Origin of the sequence: Nocardioides sp. NPDC023903 (assembly GCF_040639295.1) — a bacterium.
Lineage (GTDB): Bacteria > Actinomycetota > Actinomycetes > Propionibacteriales > Nocardioidaceae > Nocardioides.
The window spans coordinates 404,724-423,737 of record NZ_JBEZZS010000001.1 but is presented as its reverse complement, the minus strand read 5'-3'; the positions used below and the strand labels follow the sequence as shown (position 1 = coordinate 423,737).

The window sequence follows — 19,014 nt, the reverse complement described above, 5'->3', positions numbered from 1 at the left end:
GCGACGATCAGATCGCGGTGATGCCCCAGGTGACCTCGTAGCGCTCGTCGGGGGCGAGCGCGACCAGGTCGGTGCCGGAGTTGAACGCGTCCGGGGGAGCGGTCATCGGCTCGACGGCGAGACCGCCGCGTGCCGGCGACTGGTCGTCGGCGCTGTAGACCATCAGCCACGGGTGGTGCTCGTCGACCCAGAGCGCGACGCCACCGTCGGGGCCCTGGATCGTGACGGTCGCCCGCCCGTCCTCGCCACGGTCGAGATCGGTGAAGGCGTGGTCGAGGACGACATCGCCGATGGGCTTGACGGAGGTGAAGTCGTAGGTCGTCCCTGTCGTCGCCTCGCTCGCGGTGGGCAGCTTGCGCTCGGGGTCGGAGAGCAGGCGCGTCCGCGCCGGGAGGGTGAGCGTCCACTGGTCGACCGGACCGGCCCCGGCGGTGAGATAGGGGTGGGCGCCGGCGGCGTAGGGCGCGGGGGAGTCGGCGTGGTTGGTCGCCGACTGGGTCACGGTGAGCCCGTCGGGCCCGATGGCGTACGTCACCTCGAGGTCGAGCGTCCACGGATAGCCGCTCTGCGCCATCAGCCGGGTGGCCAGGGTGATCGAGTCCTTGGCCTCGTCGATGGGCAGCCACTGCGACCACCGCACCAGCCCGTGGGAGGCGTTGTTGCGCGCGACCTCGGTGACCCCGAGCTGATAGGTCTTCCCACCGAACTCGTAGCGACCGTCACGGATCCGGTTGGGCCACGGCGCCAGCAGCTGACCCTTGCCGCCGCTGGACTGCTCGTCGTCGCCGAACCCGGCGATCAGCTCCCGCCCCTCATAGGACAGCAGCCGCAGCGCGCCACCACTCTCCGTCACCGTCGCGGTGTAGCCCCCGCCGTCGATCGTGAACTGCTCTCCACTCGGTCTCAGCACGGTCACAGGCTATCGAGTGGCCGGTCCACCCCGGTGGCCGGTCGGGTTAGCCTCTGGCCATGGAGCGACGACAGCTGGAGTTCTTCCTCGCCATCGCCGAGGCCGGCAGCTTCACCAGCGCCGCGGCACGGCTCCACGTCGCCCAGCCGTCGTTGTCGTACGCCGTGCGCGGGCTCGAACGGGAGCTCGGCGGTCCGCTCTTCGAGCGCCACGGCAGGGGAGTGCGGCTCACTCCGGCGGGCTCGGCGCTGCTCGGGCCGGCCCGCCGGGTCGTACGCGGCTTCGAGCTCGCCGCGGGGGCGGTCCGGTCGGTCTCGGACAAGGGTTTCGGCCGGCTGCGGATCACCTCCAGCACGGTGTGGGCGATCGAGCCGCTGGTGCCGGTGCTGGCCGAGTTCCGGCGGATCCAGCCCGCCGCGCAGGTCGTCGTCACCGACCCGCAGCACCGCTCCGACGTCCTCGACCAGGTGCGCAAGGGCGAGGCCGACGTGGGGCTGATCGACGGCGCGACGCCACACGGGCCGTTCGGCTCGCACCGGCTCGCAGAGCACGAGCTGGTGGCGGTCCTGCCGCCCTCGCGCGAGGCTCCGGAGGAGATCCTGATCGAGGAGCTCGCCGAGATCGGCCTGATCGCGACGCCGGCCGGCACGGCGCTGCGTACGTTCCTGGACGCTCGCCTCGAGGCCGCCGGCCTGCCCACCGAAGTGGCCATCGAGACGGCCCACGTCGCCTCGATCATCCCGCTGGTGCTGGCCCGCGCCGGGGTGGCGGTGCTGACCGAGGGCATGGCAGGAGCGGCGTCGCGGGCGGGCGCGCAGGTCGTGCCGCTGACCCCGGTGGCGCGGGTGAGCGTGTCACTGGTGTGGCTGGAGGAGCGCGGTGACGCGCTTGTCGAGCAGTTCGTCGCGCTGGCTCAGGACCTCACCGACCAATGACTTACCTATAGAGATTCTCTATCGCAGCATCTCGATCCTGGTCTTGCTCACTGTGCGGACGTGCTGGAACACCCAGAAGGCAATGTCTAGTGTGTTAGACATATATGAACCGATTGGATGGAGCACGCATGCGCCGCCCCCAACGCCTTGCTGTGGCCGCCCTCGCCATCGCGGCGACAGCCGGCACCCTGACCGCCTGCACGACCGCCAGCGAGCGTGACGGCTTCGCCCAGAGCGACTCCGGAGGAGCCGAGAACTCGGTGGTCCTCGCCGAGCAGCCCTGGGTCGACCTCCAGGTCGAGAACGAGATCGCGGTCCAGATCCTCCAGGAGCTCGGCTACGACGCGAGCATCAAGAAGAACCTGTCCGTCGAGAACGCGGCGACCGCGGTCTCCTCGGGCCAGATCGACGCCTACCTCGGCAACTGGTGGCCGTCGCAGGAGCCCAGCTTCGGCGACCCAATCGACGAGGGCGACGTCGAGGTGCTCTCCACGATCGTGAAGGGCACCGAGTACGCCCCGGCTGTCCCGGGCGATGTCGCCGACGAGCTCGGGATCGCCTCGCTCGCCGACCTCGACGCCAACGCCTCGACCTTCGGCAAGAAGATCTACGGCATCGAGGCCGGCTCCCCGGGCAACGAGACGATCCAGAAGGCGATCGACGAGGACGCGTACGGCTTGGGGGACTGGAAGCTCGTCGCCAGCGGCACCCCGGCGATGCTCGCCCAGGTCGAGAAGTCGCAGAAGGCCGGCCAGCCGATCGTGTTCCTCGGCTGGAGCCCGCACTGGATGACCGTGCAGTTCGACGCGGCCTTCCTCGAGGACCCCGACAAGGTCTGGGGCGGCGCCGGTGAGATCCGTACGGTCACCCGCAAGGGGTTCGAGGACGACAACCCGGAGATCGCCGAGTTCCTCTCGAACCTGACCTTCACCACCGACGAGGCCGGGCAGTTCTACTACGACCACGACAAGTCCGGGAAGGAGCTCGCCGACATCGCGAAGGCCTGGATCGACGACAACCCCGACAAGGTCGCCGAGTTCCTCGATGGGGTCGAGGACGCCGACGGAGAGAAGGCGGAGATCTGATGAGCGAGACGACACAAGAGCCGGCGATCGTCGGGCGTGGCCTGAGCAAGGTCTACGGCCTCGGCAGGAGGCAGGCCGAGAAGGCACTGGCCGCCCAGGACCCACGTACGGCGGCCGCCGCCGCGGGCGGCTACCTCGGCGCTCACGAGATCGACTTCGAGATCGCCAAGGGCGAGATGTTCGTTGTCATGGGTCTGTCAGGCTCGGGCAAGTCGACCGTGCTGCGGATGATCAACCGGCTCAACGAGCCCAGCGCCGGCGAGCTCCTGATCGACGGCGAGGACATCACCAAGGTCTCCGACCAGCGGCTGCGCGAGCTCCGCAACAACGGCATCGGGATGGTCTTCCAGCACTTCTCGCTCTTCCCGCACCGGACGGTGCGGGAGAACGCGGCGTACGGCCTGAAGGTACGCGGCATCGCGAAGCCCGAGCGTCTCGAGAAGGCCGACGCCGCCCTCGACCGGGTCGGCCTGGGCGGGCGTGGCGACAAGCTCCCGCACGAGCTCTCCGGCGGCATGCGGCAGCGGGTCGGTCTTGCCCGCGCGCTGGCCGTGGACCCGCCGATCCTGCTGATGGACGAGCCGTTCTCGGCGCTGGACCCACTGATCCGGCGCGACATGCAGGACCTGCTGGTCGAGCTGCAGGCCCAGGACCAGCGCACCACGGTCTTCGTCACCCACGACCTCAACGAGGCGATGCGGATCGGCGACCGGGTGATGGTGATGCGCGAGGGCCGGGTCATCCAGCTCGCTCCCGGACCCGAGATCGTCGCCCATCCTGCTGACGACTACGTCAGCGAGTTCGTCTCCGACGTCGACCGCGCCCGGGTGCTCAGCGCCGCCGACCTGATCCGGCCGGCGCGCCTCGTACTCCCCGAGGACATCACGCCCCACGACGCGCTGCGCCGGCTGGGAGAGAACGAGGTCACCGGTGCGTTCGTGACCGGCGCGGACGACAGGCTGCTGGGTGTCGTCACCGACGACCGGCTGGTGAGCCTGACCCGCCGCGGCGCCAAGAGCGTCCACGGCGCGCTGGGGGACGACTACCACCACGTCAAGGAGGGCGACGTGATCGGCGACTTCATGCACCTGGCCGGCCGCCAGGTCGTGCCCGTCACCGTCCTCGACGAGGACGGCAGGCTGCGCGGCGTGGTGCCGCGGGGCGCGATCCTCTCGGCGCTCTCGACCGTGAACGACACCGTGAACGACACCGCCGACGAGGCCGCGGAGGTGGCCCATGCCTGACCTTCACATCGGCGACATCGGTGAGGACGTCATCAACTTCCTCACCGACAACCTCGGACCGTTCTTCGACGGCATCAAGGAGGCGCTCAACTTCCTGCTCCGGATGGTCTACAACGTGCTCGGCGGGCTGCCGCCGGTCGCGATGATCATCGTGCTCGCCGTGATCGCGCTGCTCGTCACCCGCAAGGTCGTGCTGACCCTGGTGCTGACCATCGGGCTGCTCCTGATCGAGTCGATGGACCTGTGGTACGAGACGATGCAGACCACCACCTCGGTGCTCGTGGCGACGCTCGTCGCGCTGGTGATCGGCATCCCGCTGGGCATCTGGTCCGCCTTCTCGCCACCGCTGCGGGCGGCGCTGCGTCCGGTCCTCGACCTGATGCAGACGCTGCCGGTCTTCGTCTACCTGCTGCCGACGATCCTCTTCTTCGGTGTCGGCGACGCGCCCGGCCTGGTCGCCACGATCGTCTTCGCGCTGCCGCCCGCGGTCCGGCTCACCCAGCTCGGGATCAACCAGGTCGACGCCGAGACCGTCGAGGCGGCCACCGCCTTCGGCGCCGGCCGCTGGGAGATCCTGCGCGAGGTCCAGCTCCCGCTCGCCAAGGAGTCGATCATGACCGGCGTCAACCAGGTCATCATGCTGGCCCTCTCGATGGTCGTCGTGGCCGGCCTGGTCGGCGGCTCCGGCCTCGGCGGTGTCGTCGTCAACGCGGTCCAGGGCCTGCAGATCGGTGCCTCGATCGAAGGCGGTCTGGCCGTCGTGGTGATCGCGATCTATCTCGACCGCGTCTCCGCCGCGCTCGGCGGCCAGCGTGGGCTGGTGCCGTCCTGGTGGCCGAAGCTCGGCCGCGGTGCCCACGCGAAGACTCCCGAGCCCGAGCTCACCCCCGCCTGAATCCACATCCCTGATCGGAGGAGAACGACTGTGACCATCACCGAGCTGCATCGCCCCGCGGACGTCGTCGAGACGCCCTCGGGCGTGCGGATCCGTCGCGCCGGCGCCCGGATCGGCGCCGTCATCGAGGGCCTGCACCTGGCCGAGGCCGACGACACCCAGATCCAGGACGTACGCAACGCCCTGCTGCGCCACAAGGTGCTCTTCTTCCGAGGCCAGGACGGGCTCACCGACAAGGCGCAGAGCGCCTTCGCGGCCCGGTTCGGTGAGCTGACGACCGCGCACCCAACGGTCAACACCGGCTCCGGACGGGTGCTACGGGTCACCGCCAACGCCGGGATGGCGGCCAACGCGTGGCACACCGACGTCACCTTCGTCGACCGCGTCCCGGCGATCTCGGTGCTCCGCGCGGTGACCCTGCCGCCCTACGGTGGCACCACGATCTGGGCCAACACCGCGGCCGCCTACGACCGGCTCCCGGCACCGCTGAAGGCGCTGGCCGACGCGCTGTGGGCGGTGCACACCAACTCCTACGACTACGCCCAGCGCGACGAGGAGCACGAGCAGCCCGACGCCAACTACTCCCGCGACGACTTCGCCTCGGTCCACTTCGAGACCCGGCACCCGGTCGTACGTGTCCACCCCGAGACGGGGGAGCGGACGCTGGTCCTGGGCAGCTTCGTCAAGGAGTTCGACGGGCTCACCTCCACCGAGTCGATCCACCTGTTCAACCTGCTCCAGGACCGGGTCACCAAGCTCGAGAACACCATCCGCTGGGCCTGGCAGTCCGGCGACGTGGCGATGTGGGACAACCGCGCCACCCAGCACTACGCGGTCGCCGACTTCGACCACCACCCGCGCGAGATGCGCCGGGTCACGGTCGCGGGTGACGTACCGGTCTCGGTCGACGGGCGGCGCTCGGAGGTCCTCCAGGGCGACGCGCGGGCCTACAGCCGCCTGGACGAGCTGATCTCCTAGCTCGCCCCGACGATGATGTCGGCGCGGGCGGCCGTCTGCTCACGGGCGAACAGCTCGGTCTCGGCCGCCGCCCACGCCTCCCAGTGCGGCGCGAACGCGTCGCCGTCGCGCTCGATGCCGCGCCGCATCCTGGTCTCGTAGGGCGCGTCGACCCAGGCCAGGGCGGTTCGGAGGTCGTCGTACGCGGCGGCCCCGCTGCCCACGCCTTCGATCACCAGCAGCGGGGCGGGAGGCACAGTGACGGTCTCGGCGAACTCGCCCTTGACCCAGTCGTAGCGCCGATAGGAGCCGGTCGCGCCCTCGACCAGGGGGAGCAGGATCGAGTCGAGCTGGTCGGTGATCCCCGGGAGGCCGTCCCAGCCCTCGAAGAGGTCGTCCATGTGGATGACCGGGGCGCCGGTGAGGTCAGCGACGGCGGTGGCCAGCGTGGTCTTCCCCGACCCGGCCGGGCCGTCGATGCTGATGAGCCGCCCGGGACCGAGGGTCGCCGGCCGGCTCATCGCGATGGAGAGCAGGTCGGCTGCGGCAGAGGCCACGTCAGGAGATCCCGTACTTCTTCAAGATGTCGTTGACGTCGGCCATGTCCTCGTCATCGTCGTCGACGACCGGGCCCTTGGCGCCCTTCGGAGCCGCGACCGAGGCCGGCCCGGCCGAACCGGCGGGTGCGGTACCGGCAGCCGCCTTCCGGGCTGCTCGGCTCGGCTTCTCCTTGGTGGGCAGGAGGCGGGCGACGAAGATCAGCACGATGGCGAGGGCAGCGATGCCGAACCCGATCCAGATGGTCGGGCTGAAGACCAGGCGCGCGGCCCAGTCGGCGATCGCGTCGACGATCCTGCCGCCGGCGCGCAGCAGCCCGGTCAGGTACGCCGCCGGGGCGAGCAGCGTCCACCCCGCAGCCTTCACACCGGCGCCGAGGCCGCGCCGTCGGAACGCGACCCAGGTCCAGATCCCGCCCAGAACGGTGAGCGCTGCGGCTAGTGCGAGGTAGGCGCCTTGGTCCATACCTGCAGTCTTCCACCGTCGTGGTCGTCTGGCACCCGGACTGTCCCCGATATCGGCCCTGATGTTGCTCTGTTGTTGAATGGGGAGGCGATGAACGACAAACGACTCCTCGGCACGGCATTTCCCGGCGACACCGGGGAGACCAGCCCTGAGGTCGCGACCGTGATGAGGTCGTACGCCGCGGGCCAGGCCACGCACGCCGACGTGCTCACCACCCTGGCCGCTGCCCGGGTGCTCGTCCCCGTCGTCGCGGTGCTCGGGGAGGTCGAGGTCGACGAGGCCGGGCTGGCCCACGACAAGACCTCCGACATGGCGACCGTGCTGCTCACCGGCGCCGACGGGAGGCAGGCGCTGCTCGGGTTCACCGGCACCGCGCCGCTGCAGGCGTGGCAGGCCGACGCCCGCCCGGTTCCGGTCTCCCTGCGTGACGCCGCCCAGGCAGCCGTCCACGACGGTGCTGACGCCCTCGTGCTCGATCTCGCCGGCCCGGTGCCGTTCGCGATCGAGGGCGACGACCTGCAGAAGGTGGCCGAAGGCTGGCAGCTGGCGACCGTCGGGCCGCGCACGGCCTGGGTGCGGCCCTGACGATCGGGCCTGAGGATTGGGCCTGAGGATTGGGACAGCGAGGAATGTTGCAGTAGTGTTCCGTGTTGACCGATCAGCCGACGTACGCCGTCGGTTTGATCCAGCAAGCGGAGATCACAACAGCGTTCTCCCACCCGCATCGACCGCCCAGCAACAGAGGTCGTCGGGTCCGGTCCCGAAGACAGTGGCCCCAGAATTCTAGGGGTCAATGGATTCGGTGGTGCGAGCCCGTTCGCGGGTGAGCGTCTTGACTGGCTTCCGCTTGTGACAATCCAGCGGAAGCCTTTTTCGATTTCCGGACCGCCCGTGCACGCGGCCCGGAGGCCGAGATCCAGAGCCTCCGCAGCCACAACAACTGGAGGACACATCAGCACTGAGCTTCGTATCAACGACCGGATCCGGGTTCCCGAGGTCCGCCTCGTTGGTCCCAACGGAGAGACGGTCGGCATCGTGCCGACCCCTGACGCGCTGCGCCTGGCCCAGGAGGCCGACCTCGACCTGGTCGAGATCGCCCCGCAGGGCAAGCCGCCGGTCTGCAAGCTCATGGACTACGGGAAGTTCAAGTACGAGAACGCCCAGAAGGCCCGTGAAGCCCGTCGAAACCAGACGAACGTGATCATCAAGGAGATGAAGCTTCGTCCGAAGATCGACAAGCACGACTACGAGACCAAGAAGGGTCACGTCGTGCGGTTCCTCAACGCTGGGGACAAGGTCAAGATCACGATCATGTTCCGCGGTCGTGAGCAGCACCGTCCCGAGCTCGGCTTCCGCCTGCTGCAGCAGCTGGCCGACGACGTCCAGGAGCTGGGCTTCGTCGAGTCCTCGCCCAAGCAGGACGGCCGCAACATGATCATGGTGCTCGGCCCCCACAAGAAGAAGGCCGACGCCAAGGTCGAGGCGAAGGAGGCCAAGGAGGAGAAGGCCGCCGAGCGCGCCGCCGACGAGGCCGCCGAGAAGGCGGAGCGTACGGCTGCGAACGCCGCGCGTCCGGCCTCCACTCCGAAGGTCAAGCGCCGTTCGGAGAACCTCGACCCCGACATCGACGTCTGAGCCTCCCGGGCCCAGCAAGAGACTTCCGCCGCCGCGGCGCCCCGTGACCGGCCGGACGACGAAAGAGAGAAGAACATGCCGAAGAACAAGACCCACTCCGGTTCCAAGAAGCGCTTCAAGGTGACCGGTTCCGGGAAGATCCAGCGCTTGCAGGCCGGCCGTAAGTCCGGCGCTGCGTTCGCCTCCGCGCCGACGACCGGCTCCCGCAAGAAGCACCGTCGCAACGCCGGTCTGGTGGAGCTCGCCCCCGCCGACGTGAAGCGCGCGAAGAAGCTGCTCGGTCGCTGAGACCGCTGATCACCCGAACTTTCCCCAAAGCATTCAAGGAGCACTGAAATGGCACGCGTCAAGCGCGCAGTGAACGCTGCGAAGAAGCGTCGCACCACCCTCGAGCGGGCCTCCGGTTACCGGGGCCAGCGCTCGCGCCTCTACCGCAAGGCGAAGGAGCAGGTCACCCACTCGCTGGTCTACTCCTACAACGACCGCCGCAAGAACAAGGGCAACTTCCGCAAGCTGTGGATCCAGCGGATCAACGCCGCGGCGCGTGCCGAGGGCATGACCTACAACCGCTTCATCCAGGGTCTCAACCTGGCCGGCATCGAGGTCGACCGCAAGATCCTCGCCGAGCTCGCCGTCAACGACGTCGCCGCGTTCAACGCGATCGTCGCCCAGGCCAAGGCTGCTCTGCCGGAGGACGTCAACGCCCCGGCGAACGCCTGAGCTTGCGTCTGAAACGACGCCCCCACCGGCCGCTGTGCCGGGCTGGGGGCGTCGTTCTCTGTTGTGACATGGGAGTCTTCGTCAGTGAATGAGTCGGGGGAGAACGTGAAGCTGTCCGCGGGGAACGCGCGCGTCAAGGAGATCCGCAAGCTCGCGCGACGCGCGGTCCGCTCGGAGCGGCGAGCCTTCCTGGCAGATGGTCCGAAGGCGGTCGAGGGGGCGCTCGGCGTTCCTGGTTGCGTGCAGGAGATCTTCGCGACGGAAGCCGGAGCCGAGACGTACGCCTCCCTGCTGGCCGATCAGCCGGTCACGCTGGTCGAGGACCGAGCGATGGCCGGCCTCTCCGACTCGGTCACCCCGGCCGGGGTGGTGGCACTGTGCCGGTTCTTCGACGTTCCGCTCGGCGACATCGTGGGTCCGCTCGTGGTGATCTGTGCCGACGTACGCGATCCCGGCAACGCCGGCACCGTCATCCGCTGTGCGGATGCGGCCGGTGCGTCCGGGGTCATTCTGGCCGGCGACTCGGTCGACCTCTACAACCCCAAGACCATCCGGGCCTCGGTCGGCTCCGCCTTCCACCTCCCGGTCGCGATCGAGCGGAACCCGCTGGTCGCGGTCAAGGCAGCCAAAGCCGCCGGCCTGACGGTCCTGGCCGCCGACATGCACGGCACCGCCGACCTGTTCAGCGCCGACGCGCTCCTCGCCCGGCCCACCGCCTGGCTGATGGGCAACGAGGCCTGGGGCCTTCCGCCCGATCTCGCCGCCGAGGCCGACGAGATCGTGAGCATCCCGATCTTCGGCAGGGCCGAATCCCTCAACCTCTCCACCGCCGCCGCCCTCTGCCTCTACGCCTCGGCGCGGGCGCAGCGTAGGTGAATGCTCACCGAGGTGACTCGGTGAACGTTGCTGGCCGAGACGTCACTCGCGTCGGCCGAGTCGGCACTTCGGTGACATCTCGGCCGACGTACGTGACGTTTCGGCCGACGCGCGTGACGCCTCGGCGGGGGCTTGACCTTCAACTCGCGTGAAGGACGATGGTTGCGGGATGGATGAGCCACTGTTGACGATCGGGGCGTTCGCGCGGGCGGTGGGCCTGACCGCGAGCGCGCTGCGGCATTACGACGAGTGCGGGTTGCTGGTGCCGGCGGAGGTCGACTCCGGGACGGGCTACCGCTACTACACGCCCGAGCTCGCCGACCGGGCCCGGCTGATCGTGGGCATGCGCGAGGCAGGGGTCCCGATCGAGACGATGCGGGTGGTGCTCGACTCGCCTGCCGGCGAGGCGAGGGCGGCGCTGGCGGGGTTCCTCGAGGACCAGAGCGCGCGCACGGCCAGGGCCGAGGAGGCCGTACGCGGTGTGCTGGCCGCCGTCGACGCCGGTCCCGCCGCGAGGCCTGCGCTCGTGGAGCTGTCCGGTCCCGTCCTGGCCGCGGCGATCCGGCAGGTGCGGCACGCGGCGGAGTCCGATCCGGCCTCCGAGCTCGCTTCTGTTCTCATCGACGTAGGGGGCGCCGGCGTGGACGTGGTGGCGACCAACCGCTACTGGATGGCGGTGCGGGAGCTGCCCGCGGTCGCCGAGGGGGACGGCGGCCGGGCGGTCCTGCCCCTGCCCGACGCGGCCGCGCTGGCCGACCGGCTGGATGCGATCGCCATCGCCGAGCTGCGCATCGCCGACGGCACCCTGACCCTCGCCGCGCAGGAGCTGGGCCGCGACACCACCTACCCGGCGCATCGGCTGGTGCTGGCCGGCCTGGAGCCGGCCGTGACCCGTGCGGTGCTCAGCAAAGCCGACCTGCTCGCGGGTCTAGACGCGGCCGCCTACGCCGAGGTCGACCTCTTCCTCGGCGACCAGGCGCGGCTCCGCTCGCCGCACACCGCCGAGCAGAGCGACGTACGCGGCGTGGTGACCGGCCCGTCGACCCGGCTAAGGCTCGGCACGGCCCTGTTCGGCCGCGCGCTGGCAGCATGCCTGGGCGACGAGGTGCAGCTCGCGGTGACCGCGCCGGACCGACCGGTGGTGGTGACCTCGCCCTACCAGCCAGGGTTCACCGCGCTGGTCATGCCCGTGCGGCACGACTCCCAAGGCTGAGTCCGTGGGAGTGGCCCAGGGCCGGGGGTTCCGCCCCTGGCTGGCAGCGTCGACCGCATCGGTCTTCGGCGACTCGCTGACCTTCTTCGCGATCGGCTGGGCGGCGGCCGGGTTCGGTGCCGACGCGGCCAGCCTGGTGCTGACGATCGAGGGCATCCCGCTGGCCGTGCTGGTGCTCGCAGGGGGAGTGCTGGCCGACCGGATCGGGATCCGGCGGACGATGGCCGCCTGCGACGCCGCGATGGTGCTGGTCATGGCCGCGTTCGCGGTCGGCGCGATCGGTGGCGCGGGACTGTGGATGCTGGTCGCGGTCGGTGCCCTCTCGGGCACCATCCAGGCCCTGCGGCGACCCGCTGAAGGAGTCTTCCCGCGGCTGTTCGGGGCAGAGGATCTGGATCGGCGGATGGCGCTGGTCGGCTCGGCCCACCAGATCGCCCGCACCGCGGGGCCAGCGGCCGGCGGCTTCCTGATGGGTCACGGCGGCCTGCCGCTGACCGCCGGCCTGGACGCGGCCACGTACGCCATCGTGCTCGTCGCGCTCCTCCTGGTCCGGCCACCGCACGAGCCGGCTCACGAGCCCGCCCAGGGCTCGGTCTGGCGCAGCCTGGCCGACGGTGCGCGGACGGCGGTGCGCACGCCCGGGGTCGTTCCGGTCCTGGTCGCCATCACCGGCCTCGCCGCGACCGTGCTCCCGCTGGTCATGCTCGCTCTGCCGCTCGCCGGCCGCGAACGCGGCTGGACGGCCGCCGAGACGGGGCTCGTCTCCGGCGCCTGGGTGGCCGGGGGACTGGTGATGACCCTCGCCGTCGCCCGCTGGGGCGCACCGCGAGCACCGGTCGCGGTCGCCGGCCCTGCAATCGCGGCCGGCGGGGTGGTCCTGCTGGCGGTGCGTACGGAGATCTGGGCGGGGATCCTCGCGGTCGGCCTCGTCGGCGTCGGCACCACCATGCTGACCAGCTACCTCCTGCCGGCCTATGTCGCCCGCACCCCGCCAGAGATGCTCGCCCGGTTCTCGAGCCTGACCCAGCTGGCCCAGACCGGCCCGGTCCTGCTCGCGACGCCGCTGCTCGGTGCGGCGGCCGGGGTCGACGTACGGCTGGCTCTTGCCGTCATCTCCGCACTGCTCCTGGCCACCGTGCCGGCCGCCGCCCGGGTCGCCCGGCTTCCTCACCCGATACCCCACCGGGTCTGATACACGAAAGGTAAATCTGTTTCACTCGGGATGCGGAGGTTCTCTCAGGGCGATGCGAAGGAGCACGGCATGACGAACGTGAGCAGACGACGACTGTTGGCCTCGGGCGGTGCGGCGGCTGCCGCGGGCGCGACCTTCCCGCTGTGGACGTGGTCGCCGAGCGCCTCGATCGCGGGCACGGGGGAGGGGCTGGATCCCGAGTACGTCTGGGACGTCCGCGCCGACCCGGTCATCGAGCGTCTCTACGGCGAAGGCACCGACAAGGTCGCAGAGGTCAACGAGGCCCTGTTGGGCTGGACCACCAACGACCAGCCGGTCCCCGACGGGCTGCCGGGCTACCTGACCGACTTCATCGAGGAGGCACGCCGCCTCCCGACCTGGGCAGACCAGGGGAAGCTGCAGCTGGCCGGCACCTTCAACGAGGAGAGGTACGGCTTCTTCCTCGCGCTCCTCTACACCCTCGGCAGCGGCCTGATCAGCTGCGCCATCAAGCGCGAGGCGTGGTCGGTCTACTACTCCTACGGTGGCGCGAACATGCGCGACCGGATCGCCAAGACGACCGTGCTGGGCTACGACGTGATGGACGCCCAGGGCTGGACCGCCTCCGGACGGCTGATGGTCGACTCGGTCAAGACCCGGATGGTCCACGCCGCCGTACGCCACCTGCTCCCGCAGTCACCGCATTGGACGAAGGTCGGCGCCGGCCAGGAGATCCCGATCAGCCAGGCCGACATCCTGGTCACCTTCCACAGCCTCGGCACCTGGGTGATGAAGAAGTTCACCGAGTGGGACATCGCGCCGAGCAAGGAGCTCGCCGAGGCCTTCCTGCACGCCTGGAACGTCGACCTCCACCTCCTCGGCGTGCAGGAGCAGTACCTGCCGAAGGACTGGGCAGCGGCCTACGCGCAGTACGACCAGGTGATGGGCCCGGCGACGGGCGGCACCCGGGAGGGAGTCGAGCTCGCCCAGGCGCTGCTCGACGCCGTGATCGGCGAGGGCAACCCGCTGCTGCGCCACGAGCTGGAGTCGCTGGGGCGCTACGTGATCGGGGACGCGTACGCCGACATGATCGCCTTCGACAAGGACCCGGTGCTCGCGCCGGTCTGGGCGAGCGCCGTGCCGCTGCTGGTCCGGTCCTACCAGAGCACCGTCCCCAACATCCCGCTCGTCTCCAACCTGCTCCCCGAGGCCGTGCACACCTTCATCAAGATCTACTTCTCGCCCGGCGACCCGGCGCCGATCACGCTGCCGCTGAGCAATCGGCCGGAGTAGCGGCCCAGGACTGTCCGTCGGTCTAGGGTGGCGGCGTGGACGCCAGAGAACTCGCCGATGCCCTGCCCGACGGTGTCGTCGTCGCCGACGCGGATGGCGCGGTCGTCCTGGTCTCCGCCCTGGCCGGGCGAATGCTCGGCGTCGACCCGGTCTCGAGCCTGGGGAAGCCGTTGGGTGACGTACTCACGCTGAGGGACACCGAAGGGCAGACCTGGACCGAGGCCAACCGGCCCTACGACACGTTGCGGACCGTGACCGGCACGCCCGAGCAGGCGTGGCTGCTGCCCGACGGCACCGAGGTGCTGGTCGTCTCGACGATCCGGCGCCCTTCCCTGGATGCCGACGTCGACCAGGTCTCGATCTCGCTGCGCTCGGGCCGAGGCCGCAAGCGCCTGGACCGGGAGCGGTCCGACCTGGTGGCCACGGTCGCCCACGAGCTGCGCTCGCCGCTGACCGGGGTCAAGGGGTTCGTCCAGGCGCTCCTGAACCGGTGGGACCGGCTCAACGACGATCAGAAGAAGCTGATGCTCAAGACCGTCGCCTCCGATTCCGACCGGCTCTCCAGGCTGATCGCCGAGCTCCTGGACGTCGCCCGGATCGACACCGGTCGGCTGCAGCTCTACCCGCGCGCCAGCGACGCGACGGTGCTGGTCACCCGGGTGGTCGAGTCGGTGCGCTCGGCCACCTCCCGGCCGATCGAGCTCGACGTCTCCGCCGGTGAGGACGAGCTCGAGATCCACGCCGACCCGGACAAGTTCACCCAGGTGGTCACCAACCTCGTCGAGAACGCCGTACGCCACGGAGACGGCGTCGTCACCGTGAGCCTGGGTGTGCGGCCGGACGACCCCGACCAGGTCCTGCTGGTCGTCGAGGACCGTGGCGAGGGCATCCCCGCCGAGCTGCGCCTGCGCGTGTTCACGAAGTTCTGGAAGCACGGCGCCCGCGGCGGCTCGGGCCTGGGCCTCTACATCGTCGGCGGCCTCACCCGCGCCCACAGCGGCTCGGTCACGATCGCCGACGCCGACGGCGGCGGGGCCCGCATCGAGGTCAGCTGGCCCCGGAATCCGCCGTCGGCGTGAGTTCCTACGGCCTGGAGCGGGCCAGCAGGAAGATGAAGTACGGCGCGCCGATGAGCGCGACGACGAGACCCGCGGGGATCTGGGCGGGACTGATCGCGGTGCGGCCGATGGCATCGGCGACCACGAGGAGCAACGCCCCGACCAGGATGGCGACCGGTACGACCCGCGCGCTGCGCCCGCCGACGAGGGCGCGCGCGATGTGCGGTGCGACCAGACCGACGAAGCCGACGACACCGACGGCGGAGACCGCCATCGCGGTGAGCACCGCGGCGGTCAGCAGGATCAGCAGCCGTACCCGCTCCGAGGAGACTCCGACCAGCCGTGGCGTGTCGTCGTCCAGTGTGAGCAGGTCCAGCTCGCGGCGCACCACGAAGGCGATGGGAATCGCGACGGCCAGTGCGACCGCGACCGGGATGACCTGCTCCCAGCTGCGACCGTAGGTCGAGCCGGACAGCCAGGTGTAGATCCGCGGCGTGTCCCACGGGTTGGAGCGCACCAGCAGGAAGGTGCTGAGCGAGACCGACCCGTACCAGACGCCGATGCCGATGAGCACCAGCCGGTCGGTGTCGATGCCGTGCCGCCAGGCCAGGCCGTAGACGACGCCGAAGGCGACCAGCGCCCCGACGGTCGCGGCGATGAGCATGGTGGACGTCGACGCCGCGGCCGAGCTGCCGCCGCTCCAGCCGGAGGAGAGCCCGGTGACCACGATGACCGCACCCACCCCGGCGCCGCCGGTGATGCCCAGGATCCCGGGCTCGGCCAGCGGGTTGCGGCAGGTGGCCTGGACGAAGGTGCCCGCGAGAGCGAGGGCCCCACCGGCGAGGACGGCGGCCGCGACCCGGGGCGCGCGCTCGTCGAGAGCGAACTGGACCAGCGGGATGCCCTCACCCTGCAGCCAGGCGACGATGTCGCCGGTGTAGAGCCATTGATGACCGGCGAGCAGGCCGACGATCGTGGCTCCGACGGTCAGTGCGAGCAGCAGGACCAGCACCACCATGAACCGGAGCCGGCTGCGGATGGTGACGGTGGCGCCGGGTGGCCGGCGCGTGGGACCGGAGTCGCGCCCGCCACGGGCCAGGAGCACCATCACGACCGCACCGGCGATCGTCGTGGTCACCCCGGTGGGCACCGACATGGCCTCGTCCGCACCGAGCACCGCACGGACGACGACGTCCGCCACGACCACGACGAGGGCGCCCACGAGACCGGCGGCCGGGATCAGGACGGCGTGCCGGTTCAGGGTCGGCACGACCCGGCCGAGCAGGCGTACCAGGACCGGGGCGCAGAGCCCGACGAAGCCGATCGGCCCCGCCAGCGTCACCGATGCCGCGGTGAGCAGCACCGCGAGCAGGGTCCCGATCGCCCGGGTCGAGCGGACCGGGACGCCGAGGACCGAGGCGGCGTCGTCGCCGGCGGAGAGCAGGTCGAGCCGGCGAGCGAGCAGCAGGCCGCAGACCGTCGCCACCACGACCACCGGCGCCACCTGCCAGAACGCCTGCAGCCCGAGCTGGCTCAGCGATCCGCTGCCCCAGGCGAACAGGCTGGTGGTCTCCTCGGAGTAGAGGATGAGCAGCGTCGAGGTAGCGGCCTGGAGCGCGAGCGCCACCGCCGATCCGGCCAGGATCAGCCGGGTCGTCGAGGTGCCCGCGCCGCCGGCCAGCGCGAGCACGATCCCGGCGGCCACGAGGCCGCCGAGGAAGGCCGTGATGCCGGAGGCCCACAGCGGGACCGACAGACCGAACGCGGCGACCAGGGTGACCGCGAAGTACGCGCCGCCCGTCACCGCCAGGGTGTCGGGGGCAGCCATCGCGTTGCGCGCGAGCGACTGCAGGAGCGCCCCGGCGACGCCGAGGGCGAACCCGACCGCGATGCCCGCGGCGAGCCGCGGGATCCGCGACCCGGTGATGATCTCCATCGTCGACGCGGTCGCGCCGTGGGACTGCTCACGCCCGAGCAGCGCGTCGAGGAAGTCGGCGGGCCCTACGCCCGAGGTGCCCTGGGTGAGATGCCAGGACGCGGTGAGCAGCAGCCCGGCGAGCAGGCACAGGAGGACGACAGACGCGCCTCCGGCACCCGCTCGCGGGGCCTTGACGGCATCGGTCACTTGAGCAGGTCGACGTACGCGTCCAGGACCTGCTCGGCCGAGCGGGGTCCGCCGAAGGTCCAGATGCCCTCGGGGAAGGCGTGGGTGCGGCCCTCGCTGACGGCGGGGATCGACTTCCAGACCTTGTTCTTGGCCAGCTCGGCGTTGATGTCGCCGGCGGGGTCGACGGTGCCGGTGTGGAAGAAGGTGGCGTCGCCGAGCGTGGTCATGCCCTCGATGTCGGTCTGCCCGAGGCCGTACGCAGGGTCGACCTCGCCCGTCCAGGCGTTCTTCAGCCCGACCTCCTCGCCGAGCTCACCGATCAGCGAGCCCTGGCCGAACGGGCGGATCGCCACGTTGGCGCCGTCGATCCAGCCGTCGAAGTAGACGAACTCGGTGCCCGCGGCGTCGGACTCCTCGACCGCCTTCTTGGAGGCGGCGAGCTTGTCCTCGAACTCGCCGACGACCTTTTCGGCTTGCTCCTCACGACCGGTCGCCTCGGCGATCATCTCGAAGGTGGTCACCATGTTGGCGACGGGGTCCTTGGCGTCGGCGCCCTTGGTGGCGAGGACGGGGACGTCGTACTTGGCGAGCTGCTTGAGGATCTCGTCGTCTGCCGTGTAGGCCTCGACGACGATCAGGTCGGGGTTGGTGCCGAAGAGAGTCTCCAGGTTCGGCTCGCCCCGGGTGCCGACCTCGGTGGCGCTCTCGGGGAGCTCCTCCGCGGTGTCCCAGGTGCGGAAGCCCTTGCCGTCGGCGACCGCGACCGGGTCGACACACAGGCTGAGCAGGTCCTCGGTCTGCTGCCACTCCAGCACGGCGACGCGCTCGGCGGGCTTGTCGAGCTCGACCTTGTTGCCGAAGGAGTCGGTGAGGCTGACCGGGCCGGTGGAGGTCGCGACACCCTCGCAGCCGGCGGTGGCCTTCTTCTCGGGCTCACCGGACTCGGCAGCGGTCGTCGTCTGTCCGCATGCGGCCAGCATCAGGGCGCCGGCCGCTGTCAGGGCAGCAGTGGTCGTACGTCGAAACATCGTCTTTCCTCTTCGTGTCCGCCGGCGTCAGAGCCGGGCGTGATGCCTGCCGCGTGGCTCGACCCGGACGCGCCCGGTCTCCAGATCGGAGGTCACCTCGATCGGGAGCCCGTACACCTCAGAGAGGTGTTCGGCGGTGAGCACGTCAGCGGGTTCGCCGGCGGCGTGCACATCGCCGTGGTGCAGCAGTACGACCTGGTCCGCCACTGCGGCGGTCTGGTTCAGGTCGTGCAGGACGACGCCGATGGCCGTCCCGTGGTGGTCCGCGAGATCGCGGACCAAGTCAAGGATCTCGACCTGGTAGCGCAGGTCGAGATGGTTGGTGGGCTCGTCGAGGAGCAGTACGCCGGTGTCCTGGGCCAGGCAGCTGGCCAGCCAGACACGCTGCAGCTCGCCACCGGAGAGCTGGTCTACGGCCCGGTCCGCCATTGTGGCGGTCCCGGTGAGCTCCATCGCCCGGTCGATGCTCTCCAAGTCCTCCTCCGTCAGGGCGGCGAAGCGCCGGCGGTGGGGGTGGCGCCCGAATCCGACGACGTCGCGCACCGTCAGGCCGGAGGGGTGCGGGCGGGACTGGGAGAGCAGGGTGACCTTGCGCGCGAACGCCCGTGCGTTCAGCGGCGCGCTGTCGGCACCCTCGAGCTGGACCGACCCAGAGGTCACCCGGTGCAGCCGGGCCAGGGAGCGCAGCACGGTCGACTTCCCCGAGCCGTTCGGCCCGATCAGCGCGGTCACCCGACCCGCCTCGAGACCGATCGAGACACCATGGACCACGGTGGCACGGGCGTAGCCGAGCACGAGGTCATGACCGGAAAGGGCAGGAGGCATGAGGTGAGGCTAGCCTAACTCTTTCCGGGGCTGTCCATA

At 70.5% G+C, this 19,014-nt stretch carries 20 protein-coding genes; 14 read left to right on the top strand and 6 right to left on the bottom strand.

The window, feature by feature from the left end; translation table 11 throughout:
- Positions 1 to 7: 7 nt before the first annotated feature.
- Positions 8 to 910 carry an aldose 1-epimerase family protein gene (locus AB0F44_RS02095; protein WP_357352171.1) on the bottom strand — a complete coding sequence of 301 codons (903 nt, stop codon included), beginning with the start codon at positions 908 to 910 and terminating at the stop codon, positions 8 to 10.
- A 59-nt stretch (positions 911 to 969) separates the two neighbouring features.
- On the opposite strand from AB0F44_RS02095, the gene AB0F44_RS02090 reads away from it, so the two are divergent.
- From AB0F44_RS02090 to AB0F44_RS02070, 5 genes are all read left to right on the top strand, one after another.
- Positions 970 to 1,845 carry a LysR family transcriptional regulator gene (locus tag AB0F44_RS02090; RefSeq protein WP_357352169.1) on the top strand — a complete coding sequence of 292 codons (876 nt, stop codon included), beginning with the start codon at positions 970 to 972 and terminating at the stop codon, positions 1,843 to 1,845.
- A gap of 128 nt (positions 1,846 to 1,973) precedes the next feature.
- Positions 1,974 to 2,930 carry an ABC transporter substrate-binding protein gene (locus tag AB0F44_RS02085; protein ID WP_357352167.1) on the top strand — a complete coding sequence of 319 codons (957 nt, stop codon included), beginning with the start codon at positions 1,974 to 1,976 and terminating at the stop codon, positions 2,928 to 2,930.
- Positions 2,930 to 4,174, top strand: coding sequence for a betaine/proline/choline family ABC transporter ATP-binding protein (locus AB0F44_RS02080; protein WP_357352165.1), 1,245 nt, complete (start codon positions 2,930 to 2,932; stop codon positions 4,172 to 4,174). Before AB0F44_RS02085 ends, AB0F44_RS02080 begins: the two co-directional genes overlap by 1 nt.
- Complete coding sequence (locus tag AB0F44_RS02075) at positions 4,167 to 5,069, top strand: ABC transporter permease subunit (protein ID WP_357352163.1); 903 nt, start codon at positions 4,167 to 4,169, stop codon at positions 5,067 to 5,069. Before AB0F44_RS02080 ends, AB0F44_RS02075 begins: the two co-directional genes overlap by 8 nt.
- A gap of 30 nt (positions 5,070 to 5,099) precedes the next feature.
- Positions 5,100 to 6,047, top strand: a complete 948-nt coding sequence (locus AB0F44_RS02070; RefSeq protein ID WP_357352161.1) for a TauD/TfdA family dioxygenase — start codon at positions 5,100 to 5,102, stop codon at positions 6,045 to 6,047.
- Here the strand turns inward: AB0F44_RS02070 and AB0F44_RS02065 are convergent.
- Positions 6,044 to 6,583: a 4-amino-4-deoxy-L-arabinose transferase gene (locus AB0F44_RS02065; RefSeq protein WP_357352160.1), complete on the bottom strand. Its 540-nt coding sequence runs from the start codon at positions 6,581 to 6,583 to the stop codon at positions 6,044 to 6,046. The genes AB0F44_RS02070 and AB0F44_RS02065 overlap by 4 nt on opposite strands.
- A 1-nt stretch (position 6,584) precedes the next feature.
- The gene (locus AB0F44_RS02060; RefSeq protein ID WP_357352159.1) at positions 6,585 to 7,049 is read right to left on the bottom strand and encodes a hypothetical protein; all 465 of its coding nucleotides are present in this window, start codon (positions 7,047 to 7,049) and stop codon (positions 6,585 to 6,587) included.
- A gap of 90 nt (positions 7,050 to 7,139) precedes the next feature.
- On the opposite strand from AB0F44_RS02060, the gene AB0F44_RS02055 reads away from it, so the two are divergent.
- The 9 genes from AB0F44_RS02055 to AB0F44_RS02015 all read left to right on the top strand — a co-directional run bounded on the left by AB0F44_RS02055 (position 7,140) and on the right by AB0F44_RS02015 (position 15,036).
- Positions 7,140 to 7,634 carry an SseB family protein gene (locus AB0F44_RS02055; RefSeq protein ID WP_160023843.1) on the top strand — a complete coding sequence of 165 codons (495 nt, stop codon included), beginning with the start codon at positions 7,140 to 7,142 and terminating at the stop codon, positions 7,632 to 7,634.
- A 306-nt stretch (positions 7,635 to 7,940) separates the two neighbouring features.
- Positions 7,941 to 8,684: a translation initiation factor IF-3 gene (gene infC, locus AB0F44_RS02050; protein ID WP_357352157.1), complete on the top strand. Its 744-nt coding sequence runs from the start codon at positions 7,941 to 7,943 to the stop codon at positions 8,682 to 8,684.
- A 75-nt stretch (positions 8,685 to 8,759) separates the two neighbouring features.
- Complete coding sequence (locus AB0F44_RS02045; protein WP_008359371.1) at positions 8,760 to 8,972, top strand: 50S ribosomal protein L35; 213 nt, start codon at positions 8,760 to 8,762, stop codon at positions 8,970 to 8,972.
- Between the two features lie 48 nt (positions 8,973 to 9,020).
- The gene (rplT, locus tag AB0F44_RS02040; RefSeq protein ID WP_160023841.1) at positions 9,021 to 9,404 is read left to right on the top strand and encodes a 50S ribosomal protein L20; all 384 of its coding nucleotides are present in this window, start codon (positions 9,021 to 9,023) and stop codon (positions 9,402 to 9,404) included.
- An 84-nt stretch (positions 9,405 to 9,488) separates the two neighbouring features.
- Positions 9,489 to 10,280: an RNA methyltransferase gene (locus tag AB0F44_RS02035; protein WP_357352155.1), complete on the top strand. Its 792-nt coding sequence runs from the start codon at positions 9,489 to 9,491 to the stop codon at positions 10,278 to 10,280.
- Positions 10,281 to 10,449: 169 nt separating this feature from the next.
- On the top strand, positions 10,450 to 11,493 hold the full coding sequence (locus AB0F44_RS02030) for a MerR family transcriptional regulator (RefSeq protein ID WP_357352153.1): 1,044 nt from the start codon (positions 10,450 to 10,452) through the stop codon (positions 11,491 to 11,493).
- Positions 11,494 to 11,497: 4 nt separating this feature from the next.
- Positions 11,498 to 12,685 (top strand): MFS transporter, encoded by a 1,188-nt coding sequence (locus AB0F44_RS02025; RefSeq protein ID WP_357352151.1) that lies wholly within the window; start codon positions 11,498 to 11,500, stop codon positions 12,683 to 12,685.
- A 69-nt stretch (positions 12,686 to 12,754) separates the two neighbouring features.
- A complete protein-coding gene (locus AB0F44_RS02020; RefSeq protein ID WP_357352149.1) occupies positions 12,755 to 13,957 on the top strand; it encodes an oxygenase MpaB family protein in 1,203 nt (400 codons plus the stop codon).
- A 35-nt stretch (positions 13,958 to 13,992) separates the two neighbouring features.
- Positions 13,993 to 15,036: an ATP-binding protein gene (locus AB0F44_RS02015; protein ID WP_357352147.1), complete on the top strand. Its 1,044-nt coding sequence runs from the start codon at positions 13,993 to 13,995 to the stop codon at positions 15,034 to 15,036.
- Between the two features lie 4 nt (positions 15,037 to 15,040).
- On the opposite strand, the gene AB0F44_RS02010 is transcribed toward AB0F44_RS02015, so the two are convergent.
- Genes AB0F44_RS02010 through AB0F44_RS02000 form a run of 3 tightly spaced genes read right to left on the bottom strand, consistent with a single transcriptional unit; the run spans position 15,041 to position 18,975 of the window.
- On the bottom strand, positions 15,041 to 17,140 hold the full coding sequence (locus AB0F44_RS02010; RefSeq protein WP_357352145.1) for an iron ABC transporter permease: 2,100 nt from the start codon (positions 17,138 to 17,140) through the stop codon (positions 15,041 to 15,043).
- Positions 17,137 to 18,150 carry an iron-siderophore ABC transporter substrate-binding protein gene (locus AB0F44_RS02005; protein WP_357352143.1) on the bottom strand — a complete coding sequence of 338 codons (1,014 nt, stop codon included), beginning with the start codon at positions 18,148 to 18,150 and terminating at the stop codon, positions 17,137 to 17,139. The genes AB0F44_RS02010 and AB0F44_RS02005 overlap by 4 nt, the downstream gene beginning before the upstream one ends.
- A 27-nt stretch (positions 18,151 to 18,177) precedes the next feature.
- Positions 18,178 to 18,975, bottom strand: a complete 798-nt coding sequence (locus AB0F44_RS02000; protein ID WP_357352141.1) for an ABC transporter ATP-binding protein — start codon at positions 18,973 to 18,975, stop codon at positions 18,178 to 18,180.
- Positions 18,976 to 19,014: the final 39 nt, after the last annotated feature.